Annotated in this window: 13 protein-coding genes; 7 read left to right on the top strand and 6 right to left on the bottom strand. The window is 63.2% G+C overall.

All coding sequences use genetic code 11. The features are described 5' to 3' along the window. The first annotated feature begins 35 nt into the window (after window positions 1-35). From QWJ34_RS16220 to QWJ34_RS16195, 6 genes are all read left to right on the top strand, one after another. A complete protein-coding gene (locus QWJ34_RS16220; protein WP_087799058.1) occupies window positions 36-335 on the top strand; it encodes a thiamine-binding protein in 300 nt (99 codons plus the stop codon). Then, window positions 332-1,135 carry an ABC transporter permease gene (locus tag QWJ34_RS16215; RefSeq protein WP_302729388.1) on the top strand — a complete coding sequence of 268 codons (804 nt, stop codon included), beginning with the start codon at window positions 332-334 and terminating at the stop codon, window positions 1,133-1,135. Before QWJ34_RS16220 ends, QWJ34_RS16215 begins: the two co-directional genes overlap by 4 nt. After that, the gene (locus QWJ34_RS16210) at window positions 1,132-2,205 is read left to right on the top strand and encodes an ATP-binding cassette domain-containing protein (protein WP_368046720.1); all 1,074 of its coding nucleotides are present in this window, start codon (window positions 1,132-1,134) and stop codon (window positions 2,203-2,205) included. The genes QWJ34_RS16215 and QWJ34_RS16210 overlap by 4 nt, the downstream gene beginning before the upstream one ends. 146 nt (window positions 2,206-2,351) lie before the next feature. Further along, window positions 2,352-2,474, top strand: coding sequence for a hypothetical protein (locus QWJ34_RS16205; RefSeq protein WP_302729386.1), 123 nt, complete (start codon window positions 2,352-2,354; stop codon window positions 2,472-2,474). Window positions 2,475-3,224: 750 nt separating this feature from the next. Then, window positions 3,225-4,142 (top strand): TatD family hydrolase, encoded by a 918-nt coding sequence (locus QWJ34_RS16200; protein ID WP_302729384.1) that lies wholly within the window; start codon window positions 3,225-3,227, stop codon window positions 4,140-4,142. A 310-nt stretch (window positions 4,143-4,452) separates the two neighbouring features. Then, window positions 4,453-4,638 carry a hypothetical protein gene (locus QWJ34_RS16195; protein ID WP_302729382.1) on the top strand — a complete coding sequence of 62 codons (186 nt, stop codon included), beginning with the start codon at window positions 4,453-4,455 and terminating at the stop codon, window positions 4,636-4,638. A gap of 53 nt (window positions 4,639-4,691) precedes the next feature. Here QWJ34_RS16195 and QWJ34_RS16190 read toward each other — a convergent pair whose 3' ends face one another. Next, window positions 4,692-6,146, bottom strand: coding sequence for a winged helix-turn-helix transcriptional regulator (locus QWJ34_RS16190; RefSeq protein WP_302729380.1), 1,455 nt, complete (start codon window positions 6,144-6,146; stop codon window positions 4,692-4,694). A gap of 191 nt (window positions 6,147-6,337) precedes the next feature. Between QWJ34_RS16190 and QWJ34_RS16185 the strand changes: the two genes are divergently transcribed. After that, window positions 6,338-6,964, top strand: a complete 627-nt coding sequence (locus QWJ34_RS16185; protein ID WP_302729379.1) for a nitroreductase family protein — start codon at window positions 6,338-6,340, stop codon at window positions 6,962-6,964. Between the two features lie 27 nt (window positions 6,965-6,991). On the opposite strand, the gene nfsA is transcribed toward QWJ34_RS16185, so the two are convergent. The 5 genes from nfsA to QWJ34_RS16160 all read right to left on the bottom strand — a co-directional run bounded on the left by nfsA (window position 6,992) and on the right by QWJ34_RS16160 (window position 12,152). Then, window positions 6,992-7,741, bottom strand: coding sequence for an oxygen-insensitive NADPH nitroreductase (nfsA, locus tag QWJ34_RS16180; protein WP_302729377.1), 750 nt, complete (start codon window positions 7,739-7,741; stop codon window positions 6,992-6,994). A gap of 328 nt (window positions 7,742-8,069) precedes the next feature. After that, the gene (locus tag QWJ34_RS16175) at window positions 8,070-8,432 is read right to left on the bottom strand and encodes a hypothetical protein (RefSeq protein ID WP_302729376.1); all 363 of its coding nucleotides are present in this window, start codon (window positions 8,430-8,432) and stop codon (window positions 8,070-8,072) included. Window positions 8,433-8,677: 245 nt separating this feature from the next. Further along, on the bottom strand, window positions 8,678-8,830 hold the full coding sequence (locus tag QWJ34_RS16170; RefSeq protein ID WP_302729374.1) for a hypothetical protein: 153 nt from the start codon (window positions 8,828-8,830) through the stop codon (window positions 8,678-8,680). A 256-nt stretch (window positions 8,831-9,086) separates the two neighbouring features. Continuing rightward, window positions 9,087-11,585: a heavy metal translocating P-type ATPase gene (locus tag QWJ34_RS16165; RefSeq protein WP_302729373.1), complete on the bottom strand. Its 2,499-nt coding sequence runs from the start codon at window positions 11,583-11,585 to the stop codon at window positions 9,087-9,089. 366 nt (window positions 11,586-11,951) lie between these two features. Continuing rightward, the gene (locus QWJ34_RS16160; protein ID WP_302729372.1) at window positions 11,952-12,152 is read right to left on the bottom strand and encodes a copper ion binding protein; all 201 of its coding nucleotides are present in this window, start codon (window positions 12,150-12,152) and stop codon (window positions 11,952-11,954) included. Window positions 12,153-12,184: the final 32 nt, after the last annotated feature.

Genomic DNA, 12,184 nt, shown 5'->3' with positions numbered 1-12,184 from the left:
CACTTCATTTTGCGAAAAAGAAAGGATGATTCATCATGGCTACGACCCTGCTCAGCATTCAGGTGATCCCCAAAACGCCGAACGGCGAAGATTCCATTCCTTACGTGGATAAAGCGATCGAAGTGATCCAGCGCTCCGGCGTCAAACACGAGGTGCACGCGCTGGAAACGACGCTCGAAGGCGAGCTGCCCGAACTGCTGGAGATCGTGCGGCAGATGCACGAAGCGCTGACCGAAGCCGGCGCGCCGAGCGTGATTTCGCAGATCAAGATCGCGCATTACCCGAGCCCGGACGGCATCAGCATGGAGCGTCTGACCGCCAAATACCGTCCATGAGCCTGCGCTTAACGTTACGGCAGTGGTTTCGCTCCGCATGGCCGCCCTTTGTGGCGGTCCTCTTGTTTGTAGGGACGTGGGAGGCGGCGGTGCGATACTTTCATGTCGAAGCATGGATTCTGCCGCCGCCGTCGGCTATCGCGCAGGAAGCTTCGCGCAGCGCGGGTTCGCTCTGGATGCACACGCTGTCCACGCTCCGGCTGACGCTGCTCGGTTTCGTCATCGGCTCGGCGGTCGGCTTGATCGTCGCGTGCGCGCTGCATCTGGTCCCTCTGCTCAAATCGGCTCTGTATCCGCTGCTGATCCTGAGCCAGAACGTGCCGACGATCGCGCTCGCTCCGCTGCTGATGATCTGGTTCGGCTTCGGCCTGCTGCCCAAGATCATCGTGATTACGCTCGTCTGCTTCTTCCCCGTCGCCGTGTCGGCGATGGACGGCTTCGCGCAGACCGACCGCACGATGCTGAATTATATGCGCATGATCGGGGCGAACCGGATGCAGATCTTCCGCAAGCTGGAGTTTCCGCACGCTCTGCCTTCGCTGTTCTCGGGCCTGCGCATTGCCGCGACGTACAGCGTGATGGGCGCGGTGATCGCGGAGTGGATCGGCGCGCAGAAAGGCATCGGCTATTATATGATTCTGCAAAAATCGGCGTTTCGCACCGACCGCATCTTCGCCGCGATCGTCATCGTCGTCGCGCTCAGCCTGCTGCTGTTCCTGCTGGTCACGCTGATCGAGAAACTGGCGGTGCGCGGCGGACGGCGAAGCGGGGAAGTTCGGGAAGGAGGGGAACGAAGATGAATACGGAGAACGAACGGGAAAAAGAACGGCGGGCAGCGGGATCGGGGACGGTCGGCGGAAGCGGCGCGGACGAAGCCGGGCAGAAGGGGCAGACGGCGCAAAGGAGCGCCGCGTACAGCGGCGCCGGAGCGGAAGCCCCCGCGCAAGAGCGCTCTACATACGGCGCCGGCAAAGCGGAGACCCCCGGGCGGCGGGGGCAGACGGCGCCGCGCGAAGCCGGTGCGGCGCACGCGAGCGGCCGGCTGGAACAAGCCGGCGGAAGCGGCGCTCCCGTGAAGCTGGAGCTGACCGGCGTGCATAAATCGTTCGGCGGCCGGAAGCGGCCGCTGCCGGTGATCGGCGGCGTCTCGCTCCAGGTGCGGGAAGGCGAATTCGTCAGCCTGATCGGCCCGTCGGGCTCGGGCAAGAGCACGCTGTTTCACCTGATCGGCGGGCTGCTGCAGCCCGATTCGGGGCAAATCACCCTGGACGGCCGCGTCATCAACGGCGAGCGCGGCCACATCGGGTATATGCCGCAGCAGCCGGCGCTGTTCCCTTGGCGCACGATCGAAGACAACGTCGTGCTGGACCGCGAGGTCGGCGGCTCGCCGCGCCGCGAAGCGCTGGACGAAGCGCGGCGCTGGATGGAGCGAGCCGGGCTGGGCGGCTTCGAGCGGGCTTACCCGCACATGCTGTCGGGCGGCATGCAGCAGCGCGCGGCGTTCGTGCGCGCGCTGCTCAGCCCGCAGGAGCTGATGTGCCTGGACGAGCCGTTCAGCGCGCTGGACGCTTTTACCCGCAGCGAGATGCAGAGCTGGCTGCTGGATATCTGGGAGGAGACGCGCCGCTCCGTCCTGTTCGTCACGCACCATATCGAAGAAGCGCTGCTTCTGTCCGATACGGTGTACGTCCTGTCCGGCCGCCCTTCCGCCGTGCTGCGGCGGATCGAGGTCCCCTTCCCCCGGCCCCGCCGCGAGGAAATCGCGGAATCGGCCGAATTTCTCGCGCTGCGCCGCGAGCTGACCGGACTGATGAAAGAGGAGCAGCGCCGGGCGCGCGCCGCGGACAGCGCAGCGGGATCGCGCAGGTAAGGGGCGGATAGGGCGTAGGCCACCAAGGCGCGGGGGTAAAGGCGCGGGCCGGGGCGTAGGCCAGGACGCACGCGGATAGGACGAGTGCCCTGGCGCGCGGGTAAAGGCGCGGGGCAGGGCGCACGCTGGCACGTGGAGGCTGGAGCATGAATGCCGGAGAGCGGATGCCGCTGCATCCGGGCAGGACGAGCGCACATGCGGCGGCTGCGCGCCGCTGGAGCGCGGATGCCCAACCAGACTGCTGCCGGAGCCCGGTTAATCGGCTGTAAGCAGCATTTTGGACCGCGGATCGGTCATTCGGAGCGGCTACGTTGCATTTTTTGCAATGAAAAATGCTTGTTTGGAGCATTTACCAGGCCTACGTTGCACAAAATGCAATGTAAAACCTATTTTTTTGCTTTTGGCGCCTGTTTTTCGACTTTACGTTGCATAAAATGCAATGTAACTCCGGGGATAGGGGCGATTTGGGGCTTTACGTTGCAGAAAGTGCAACGTAGCTGCGCGCGAACAGGTAATTGCCCTGTCAGCATCCACTCCAAATAGCGGGGCTTGGGCAGAACCGGCCTCGCATCCTTCCGCGGCGAAAGATTCAATTCGGAATTTGCATGAAAACACTCCGCACAAAAATGAGCGATGCTCAGGACTGCTCGCTGCTCTTCTTCTACATCTATGCTGTGCAAGCCTCATTCTGAGTCCTGCCAAAAATGTGCGAGTAAGAGCAATATTTCCGGCAAAAAAAGAAGCTCGGCGGCAAAATGTTGACGGTTGGAACACACTTTATAGGTAAATCTTCGTTTTTATCGGTTTTGGCGCCAAAATGTGATCACAGGAGCAGCATTCGAAGGAATGGCCTGGATTTTTTCGATAAATACTGCTCTACCGACAACAATCTCTGCTGACCTACGAAACCGCCCCGACAATCTTGAATGACGGAATCGCCATCAAGCGTCGCAAGGAGGCGGTTCAATTGGTTTGGACACACTTGAACCGGCAGGAAGCGCCGGGAAGGAGGAATGCTCATGCGCGCCAATCTTAAACTGGCCGACACGCATATTCATCTGGACAAATATCCGCCGGAGGAAGCGGCGCGGATGCTGCGGGAGTTTCGGGAAGAAGACGGCGAGTTCGTCGTCGCCGTCTCGATGGATCTGGAGTCCGCCCGCCGGATCGAGCGGCTGGCGCGGCAGTATCCGGGCCTGGTGCGCCCGGCTTACGGGTTTCACCCCGAGCAGCCTCTGCCGGATTCCGAGGCGGAGGAAGCGCTGTTCGCCTGGATGGAGGCGCGGGCCGGGGCCGTGGAGACGTCGGCCGGAATGAAGGCCGACGGCCCAGAGCCGCCCGAGGGCACGCGGGCGGGCATTCCGCCGGGCGCGGCCGGCGCAGCCGACGCGGCGAGCGGCGGTTCGCCCCGGCCGCGCATGGCGGCGGTGGGCGAGGTCGGCCTGCCGTATTACAGCAGGCTGGAGGCGGCGGAGCGCGGCGAAGCGCTGGACGAGGCAGGGTATGTGCGCCTGCTGGAGCGTTTTGTGCAGTTTGCCGCGCGGCACGGGCTGCCGATCGTGCTGCATGCGGTATACGAGGATGCCGAGACCGCGTGCGGCCTGCTGGAGCGGTATGGAGTCGCGCGGGCGCATTTTCACTGGTTCAAGGGCTCCGCGGCTGCGGCGGAGCGGATGATCGGGAACGGATATTATATTTCGTTCACACCGGATCTGCTGTACGAGGACGAGATCCGCGAACTCGCCCTGCGCTACCCGGAATCGCTCGTCATGAGCGAAACGGACGGCCCCTGGCCGTTCGAAGGGCCGTTCGCGGAGCGGCCGACGCATCCGTCCATGACGGCGGACGTGTGCCGGGAGTGGGCCCGGCTGCGCGGGCTGGGCGAAGACGAAGCGCGCGCGATACTGCTCGCCAACGCCCGGCGTTTCTACGGCTGACGGATCGAAGAACGCCGGGCGCGGCGGACGGAGATTCGGCCCGGCTCCCGCGCAAACTTCCCGGCCGAGGGCCGCCGCCGCTTGCGCGTTCCCGCCCCTTTTCCCAAACCGAACAAATCCCTGAAGACGCCTTCCCGCCGGCAAAGTTCGGCAAAGCGTCTTTTTCTCATGAGATTCTAATGTTCCGACTCGCGCGGAGCGGGTAACTTTCCGTATGGACGGCCGCAGCGGGCAGCGCGAAATATTCGCCGAAACCGCCGCGCGTCCCGTTCGTATTACGGACAAACCCAATCACAAGGAGGCTGTTATCATGTTCAAGAAAATCGTCGACAAGATCGCGCATTCCGCCGGCTACTCTTCCCATTCCAATTCCAGGCGAGGGTCCGGCAGCAAACGGCCCAAATATTCGCGCTCCTCGTCTTCCGATTACCGGCACGGCGGACAGGGACGCTACGGACACTCGTACTACAAGAACAAATCCCGCAGCTCCAGTTGACGGATATGCGCAGCCCGCAGGCCGGCACGCGCAAAAGGCCGTTCCCCTCGTCTTCACAGACTTTGGGAACGGCTTTTTTGCTGCGCTTCGCGCTCCTCCCGCCGCAATCGCTCCAGGCTGCCGCGAATCGCTTCGGCCGCTTCCTTCGCGTCGGTAAAAGGCTTGTCCAGCCGCAGCAGCCGGCGCAGCAGCGCGGCGGTCGGCCCGGACAGCGTCAGTTCTTCTTCCCAGGAGAGTTCGCTCTCATGCGCGGCGGCTTCAACCGGGCTTTCGCCTTCGGCCCCGATTTCGGCGGCTTCGGCGCTTTTCCCCTGCGCTTCCGGCGCGCCGCCCGCTTTGTCGCTCCCGCCCGCTTCCCCGCCCTGCGGGGCGTACCCGGAATACAGCATATACAGCAGCAGATGCCCGGCATCTTCCAGATCGGACGCAATCTCGGCCGGCATGCGGCCTGGCAGCGGAGCGCCGTCCGGCGCAAGCGCCTCGTGCTCGCCGATGCGCCGCGCCAGCCCGAAGTCGATCAGGTGCAGACCGTCGTCGTCCATCATCACGTTCGGGATGCGGATATCCAGATGGACGTAGCCCCGCTCGTGCACATGGTCGACCCGGTCCAACAGCTCCAGCGCCCACGCCAGGCAGTCGTCTTCGCCGAACACCCGCCCTTCCTCGAAAATCAGGTCTTCCAGCGTCCGTCCGCGCACATAATCGGCGGCCAGCCACTCGCTGCGCCGGTCGCCGAAAAAGTCCCGGCAGCGCGGGATAAACGGATGGTCCATCGCCAGCAGCGCATCCCGTTCCCGGCGCAGCAGCGCCCCGGCCGTCCGCCGGCGGCTCGGCTTGGCCTGCTTGAGCGCCGCTTCGCGGCCGGTCTGCCGGTCTGTGCAGCGGTAGCTCAAGCCGTAGCTGCCCATGCCGAGCCACTCGGCGATCTCGTAGCGTCCGCCGATCGTCTCGCCCGGCCGCAGCGGATAATCGCGCCAGGCGCGGATAAACCGTTTAACGGATTCCAACATTCGCGTTTCCACGTCCTTTCGCGTTGTTCTCGCCGGCGGCGCGGCCGAACGAACGAATTCCCCGGCCGCCGGTCCGGTCGTGCTCGCGCGCGCCGCGCGGGTCCGGTTCAAGCTTCGGTTTCGCGCACCGCGGCCGGTGCCGTGTCCGACCCTGACGCCTCGCAGCAGCGCGCGCGTTCGCTCTCGATTCCCTGGGCGTCGGCGTACGAACCCCCACTCGCACATCGCGTTCAGCACGGGCACAAACGTCCCGCCCAGCTCGCTCAGGCTGTACTCCACCCTCGGCGGCACTTCGGCAAACAGCTCGCGCACGACCAGTCCGTCTTTTTCAAGCTGCTTCAGCTGATCGGTCAGCACTTTCTGGGTAAGCCCGGGAATCAGCGTGTAGAAATCTTTGGTGCGCACGGAGCCGCGGCTGAGGTGAAACAGGATCAAGCCTTTCCATTTCCCGCCCACGGTGTTCATAAAAATATTGATGCCGGTATTGGGAACGCCCATCGGCTTCTCCTCCTTTTCCGTACCTATTTCCGATAGCTCCCTTTAATAGATACTTTAAAGTGGCCGAGCCACTTTATTGTGCGTTATTTTCGCCTCGGCCTCCCTGCCCTATAATCGGGAATGCGACGCCCTACAGGCTGGTCTCGAGTCGAGACAAGCCGCTAAGACGATTATAGGAGGCACGATCAACGATGAATGTACAAGAACTTTTGGCAAAAAGACGATCCGTCCGTTACTTCGATCCGGCTCACGACCTCGATCCCGGGCTGCTGAACTCCTGGATCGACGGCGCGAGCCGTTCGCCCAACGGCAACAATATCCAGGCCGTGCGGTATCTGCATATCCGGGACCGGAAGCTGCGCGAAGAACTGCTGCCGGCCGCCGCGATGCAAAAACCGGTCACCGAAGCGTCCGCGCTGCTGCTCGTGCTCGGCGACTACCGGGCTTTCGAAGCGGACAATATCCGGCGCATCCAGGCGGAAGGAGCCGCGAAGGGCTGCTTTGACGAGGGTACCCGGCAGATGCTGGAACATGCGGCACTCGGCTATTACGGCGGCAAATCGCGCGCGGAACTGGGCATCGAGCTGACGCGGGACGCCGCCCTGGCTTCGATGTCGCTGCTGCTGCTCGCGGCCGAAGCCGGTTACGACGCGCTTACCATGTCCGGCTACGATTCCCGTCGGCTCCGTTCGATCCTCAAACTTCCGGACCGTTACATGGATATTATGCTGATCGCGATCGGAAAAAGAATCCGCGCAGGCCATCGCACCGTCCGGCATCCGGTCGAGCGGATTCTGTTTACCGACCGGATCGAGTAAAGCGTCCGGCGGGAAGGAACGGTACGCCTACTCTTTGTTGAAGCCTTTGCTTTCCAGAAAAGACTTCATATGCAGCCGAGAAGGCGCGGTCAGCTTGTCGGCCATCAGCTTGGACCACGGCGCGGTGCGCCGGCCGCCGGTGCGGTCGCTGATATAGCGGACCGTCGTTTCGTCGTACGTTTGCACGCCGCGCCCGCTTTGCTCCGCGCTGTAGCCGTTCATGTGCAGCACCGTTTCCAGCGGCAGACGCGGCCGGATGCCGGCTCCGTGCTCCGGATCGGGATAACCGACGCACATGCCGAACACCGGGTACACGTAATCCGGCAGGTTCAGCGCTTCGGACACAGCGGCGATATCGTTGCGCACCCCGCCGATATACACGATGCCGAGGCCGAGCGATTCCGCCGCCACGGCCGCGTTCTGCGAAGCCAGCGCGGCGTCGACGGTGGCGACGACGAAGTTTTCGGCCGCGCCTTCGTACGACGGCTTGTCCGACGCGTGCCGTTCCGCGGCCGCTTTGAGCCGCGATAAGTCGGCGCACCAGACGAGGAATACCGGGCATTCGCGGATATACGGCTGATCGCCGGCGAGTCCGGCCAGCTTGTCTTTGAGCTGCGGATCGGTCACCGCGATCGCCGTGTACGCCTGCACGTTGCTGGAGCTGGAAGCCATCTGCGCGGCGGAGATAATCGTTTCGAGCCGCTCGCGTTCGACGGGCCGGGACGTATATTTGCGCACCGAGCGGTGGTTCATCAATCGGGCGATCGTTTCGTTCATGGAGACATCCTTCTTTCTGCATGGGATTCATTTCGCGCTGCCGCTTCCCTCGCCGCGGTTCGGACGGCCGGACAAGCGCACGCTTATCAAAAACCTTCCTTTCCTATTATGAAACCCGGAAACGGGCCATGCAAGCGGTGCGGACACGCGGGCCGACGACGCAGGAGATCGGAAAGAGGCCCGGCCAGGAGCGGTTCGCCGGTTTATGCTTGCCGGCATGTAAAAAGGCCTTCGGCCGCGGGGACGCTGGGTCCGCACGGCCGAGGGCCGTTTTGTCGGTGTTCGTTGCAGACGCTCCATCCGGCGGTTCGTCCATCGCGCCGCCCGCTCAGCCGTCTCCCGTTCCGCTCGCGAATCCGGGATGCGGCCCGCAGCCGCGCCCGCCGCTTCCTTCGTGCCGGTCCGGTAACGGTTTCGGAGAGAGCGTGTTCATAAAGTCGGTTTGAAAAACATCGGGCGCACCCGCTTTAGTACTCGCTTTAAACGAAAAAACGTCCGCTTCCCGCGGTCTGGCGACCGAATTCGGGTAAGCGCTCTCTTTTTCCGCCGCGCGTTTGGAACTTGTGCCGGCTTCCCCGGACGCGCGTTCGCGAACCGGTCTCTCGCCGCAGGCGCCGGACAGGGCCTGAACGAGCGCAAAAGCGGCGGTAAACGGTAAATTCTGCTGCAATCCCCGGCGGCTTCGGCTCATTGTTCTCTCTCCTTTCGCAGCGGTGTTACCTTACATATCGGCCAAGCTTTTTGTATATTTAACATTGCGATAGCGGTTTGACTCACTTCTTTTGGAAATTTAATGGGAAGTTTGTTCGCAAGCGGACATATTTCGTTCACAATCTCGGCGGATCTATTTTTTGCACGCTTTTTGCATACCTTTTGATTCGTTTATTTGTTCGTTTGGCGCGCCTATTGAATACGATTTCATTTCTTTGCTGCACGCTACTGCGAAGTGCGTTCGTTCTCCGCTTCGCCGCGCCCGGCTGCCGGCATTCCGCGCTCCGCCCGGGCGGCCGAGCCTGTCAGCACGGTCATCAGCGCCATGGCGGCGATGGCCGAAATCTTCTTGTTTGCCCTGCTTCTCGCTGCGTTCATTCCGTTTCCTCCCCGGAGCCGCATTCGTCCATTGGATACGGCGTTTTCTGTATATACGCGGCGAAAACGCATTCGGCTCAATAAAACGGAACTTTTTCGCAAAAAAAATTCCGGATCGCCGGGCGGCCGTTTGTTTGGCCCGGCGCCGAACGCTGCCGGGAACGCGAAAACGGAAGCAAACGGCTTCCGGCTCGCGCGGGGATATAAACATGAAAAGCCGGCATGCCCGAGGGGATGCCGGCTTTCGAACTTCGCTTTACAGCTTGACCCGCTGCAGCCGCAGCGCGTTCAGCACGACCGAGACCGAGCTGAACGCCATCGCGGCGCCGGCCAGCCACGGCGCCAGGAAACCGGCGGCCGCGATCGGGATGCCGATCACATTGTACGCCAGCGCCCAGAACAGGTTCTGGCGGATATTGCGCATGGTGCGGCGGCTCATCAGGATCGCGTCGGCGATCCCGTTCAGGTCGCCGCGCATCAGCGTAATATCGGCGGCTTCCATCGCCACGTCGGTGCCGGTGCCGATCGCCATGCCGGTATCGGCCGTCGCCAGCGCCGGCGCGTCGTTGATGCCGTCGCCGACCATGGCGACTTTGCAGCCGGATTCCTGGAGCTTGCGGACTTCTTCCGCTTTGCCCTCCGGCAGCACTTCGGCCCGTACGTCGGACGGGTCGATACCGGCCTGCGCCGCGATCGCGCGCGCCGTCGCCAGATTGTCGCCGGTCATCATGACGACGTTCAGCCCCATATCGCGCAGCCGGCGGATCGCCTGCGGCGACGATTCCTTGAGCGTATCGGCGACCGCGACCACGCCCGCCAGGCGGCCGTTCGCGGCGGCGAGCATCGCCGTCTTGCCTTCGCTTTCCAGCCGCTCCATATCCGCGAGCGCGGCCGACGCGTCGATCCCGCGCTCCTGCAGCAGGCGGCGCGTGCCGACCAGCACTTCCGCGCCGTTCACCACGGCGCAAATCCCGTAGCCCGGCAGCGATTCGAAGCCTTCCGCCTGCGGCAGCTCGATGCCGCGCTCGCCGGCCCCGCGCACCAGCGCTTCGGCCAGCGGGTGCTCGGACGCGCTCTCCGCCGCGCCGACCAGCGCCAGCAGGTCGGCTTCGGCGAAGCCGTCGCCGTCGCTGTACGCAACGGCATCCGTCAGCTCCGGTTTGCCTTTGGTTACCGTGCCGGTCTTGTCCAGCACGACCGTGTCGATCCGCTGGGCGGCTTCGAGATGCTCGCCGCCCTTGAACAGGATGCCGAATTCCGCCGCCCGGCCGGAACCGGCCATGATCGAAGTCGGCGTCGCAAGACCCAGCGCGCACGGACAGGCGATCACCAGCACCGCGATCGCTTTCTCCAGCGCTTCGGAGAAAGCGCCCGGCTGGACGCCGAAGTACCAGACCAGGAACGTGATCGCCGCGATACCGACCACGATCGGCACGAAAATGCCGGAGATCACGTCGGCCAGGCGCTGGATCGGCGCTTTGGAGCCCTGCGCTTCTTCGACGACGCGCACGATCTGCGCGAGCGCCGTATCGCGGCCGACTTTGGTGGCGCGCATCAGCAGCGCGCCGTTCTTGTTGATCGTCGCCCCGGTGACGGCCGATCCCGGTTCTTTGTCGACCGGCAGGCTCTCGCCGGTCAGCATCGACTCGTCGACGGAGGAGCGCCCTTCGGTCACGACGCCGTCGACGGGAATCTTCTCGCCCGGGCGCACCCGCACGATATCGCCGGGCGATACTTCTTCCACGGCGACTTCAAGCTCGGCGCCGTCCTTCACTACGATCGCGCGCTTCGCCTGAAGGCCCATCAGGCTGCGGATCGCTTCGGACGAGCGGCCTTTGGCGCGGGCCTCGAACCATTTGCCGACGAGGATCAGCGTAATGAGCACCGCGCTCGTCTCGAAATACAGCTCCGGCATGCCGTGTCCGGCCATGCCCGGCATTCCGTCCATGCCGCCGGCGCTTCCGCCGTCCGCCGCCCAGCGGATCGTCAGATACAGGCTGTAGAAAAAAGCGGCCGACGTCCCCAGCGCGACCAGCACGTCCATATTGGCGCTGGCGCTGCGCAGCGCTTTGTACGCGCCGACGTAGAACTGCCAGCCGATGACAAGCTGCACCGGCGTCGCCAGCGCCAGCTGGAACCACGGGTTCATCAGCAGTTCCGGCACGTAGACAAACGACGTGAACGAGAAATGTCCCGCCATCGCCCACAGCAGCGGGAGCGACAGCAGCGCGGCGATCGTCAGTTTGACGACGCGTTTGCGTTCCTCGCCGCCGCGGTCGCGGCTTTGTCCTTCCTGCTTGAGCTTCGCGCCGTAGCCGAGCTGCTGCACTTTGCGCATGATGTCGCCCGGCTCGACCGCACCCGGCGAGTATTCCACGTGCGCCGTTTCCAGCGCCAGGTTTACATTGGCGTTCAGAATGCCCGGCATCCGGCTCAATCCTTTCTCGATCCGCGCCGAGCAGGCCGCGCAGGTCATGCCGGTAATATCGAAGTCCGACGATTCTTTGACCGCGGCGTAACCGAGCGATTCGATCTTGCGCTCGATCTCGTCCAGTCCCGTTTCTTTCGGATCGTAGTCGACCGATGCTTTCTCCAGCGCCAGATTGACGTTGGCCGAAGCGATACCGGGCAGCCGGTTCAGTCCTTTTTCGATCCGGTTCGCGCACGCCGCGCAGGTCATCCCACTGATTTGCAGCGTGGCCTGCCGCGTGCGTCCGCGTTCGTTCGCGGGGCGGTTTTGGGTTTGCGTCTCCATCCTCGCAGCCTCCTGTCCATACCCCTTGGGGGTATCTAATTATCCAAATAAAAAGCCTTTGCAGGCTGTTGGCGTTCATTGTCGAGCAGCGAATCCGAATGGCGCTCCAGTGTTCGGCCGGCGGCAAACGCACGGTCGGTCCGGCTAACGGAAGTCAGAGCCGTTATCCGCCTTTTTTCGCTGACGCTTTATTTTAACGGAACCCGGAAACGTTATTGCGCGTTTTCGGCATCGCCGTGTGCAAATTTCGGGGCGACAGCGTCGCTGAGTTCCGTTAGAATATTCGGGAAGTTCGGAGGGAAAGAAAAAGACCGGGCCGAAGCGGCTTAAACCCGGCCCGAACCCCTTCCTTGTTCCCCGCCCGCGTCAGACGACGTCGTAGCCCTGATCTTCGATCGCGGCTTTGATGGCGTCGAGGCTGACTTTGCTTTCGTCGTACGAGATGTCCACCGTTTTGGCGCCCAGATCGACTTTGCCCGCGGCTCCGGCTTCCTGGACGGCTCCTTCGACGGCTTTGACGCAGTGGTTGCAGGACATTCCTTCGACGTTAAGGGTTGTGGTTTGCATGGGTTGTTCCTCCTTGGGGGATTGGGATTTAT

It is taken from the genome of Saccharibacillus sp. CPCC 101409 (assembly GCF_030518235.1).
Classification (GTDB): Bacteria; Bacillota; Bacilli; order Paenibacillales; family Paenibacillaceae; genus Saccharibacillus.
The sequence above is the reverse complement of the archived record's forward strand: the minus strand, read 5'-3'. Positions and strand labels throughout refer to the sequence as shown.

Bases quoted from the DNA above. Each gene is read 5' to 3' on its own strand.
- QWJ34_RS16220 (WP_087799058.1), top strand. From the start codon at position 36: ATGGCTACGACCCTGCTCAGCATTCAGGTGATCCCCAAAACGCCGAAC.
- QWJ34_RS16190 (WP_302729380.1), bottom strand. From the start codon at position 6,146: ATGGGCGTTCCCAATACCGGCATCAATATTTTTATGAACACCGTGGGC.
- QWJ34_RS16200 (WP_302729384.1), top strand. From the start codon at position 3,225: ATGCGCGCCAATCTTAAACTGGCCGACACGCATATTCATCTGGACAAA.
- QWJ34_RS16215 (WP_302729388.1), top strand. From the start codon at position 332: ATGAGCCTGCGCTTAACGTTACGGCAGTGGTTTCGCTCCGCATGGCCG.
- QWJ34_RS16210 (WP_368046720.1), top strand. From the start codon at position 1,132: ATGAATACGGAGAACGAACGGGAAAAAGAACGGCGGGCAGCGGGATCG.
- QWJ34_RS16195 (WP_302729382.1), top strand. From the start codon at position 4,453: ATGTTCAAGAAAATCGTCGACAAGATCGCGCATTCCGCCGGCTACTCT.
- QWJ34_RS16170 (WP_302729374.1), bottom strand. From the start codon at position 8,830: ATGAACGCAGCGAGAAGCAGGGCAAACAAGAAGATTTCGGCCATCGCC.
- QWJ34_RS16165 (WP_302729373.1), bottom strand. From the start codon at position 11,585: ATGGAGACGCAAACCCAAAACCGCCCCGCGAACGAACGCGGACGCACG.
- QWJ34_RS16205 (WP_302729386.1), top strand. From the start codon at position 2,352: ATGAATGCCGGAGAGCGGATGCCGCTGCATCCGGGCAGGACGAGCGCA.
- QWJ34_RS16175 (WP_302729376.1), bottom strand. From the start codon at position 8,432: ATGAGCCGAAGCCGCCGGGGATTGCAGCAGAATTTACCGTTTACCGCC.
- QWJ34_RS16160 (WP_302729372.1), bottom strand. From the start codon at position 12,152: ATGCAAACCACAACCCTTAACGTCGAAGGAATGTCCTGCAACCACTGC.
- QWJ34_RS16185 (WP_302729379.1), top strand. From the start codon at position 6,338: ATGAATGTACAAGAACTTTTGGCAAAAAGACGATCCGTCCGTTACTTC.
- nfsA (WP_302729377.1), bottom strand. From the start codon at position 7,741: ATGAACGAAACGATCGCCCGATTGATGAACCACCGCTCGGTGCGCAAA.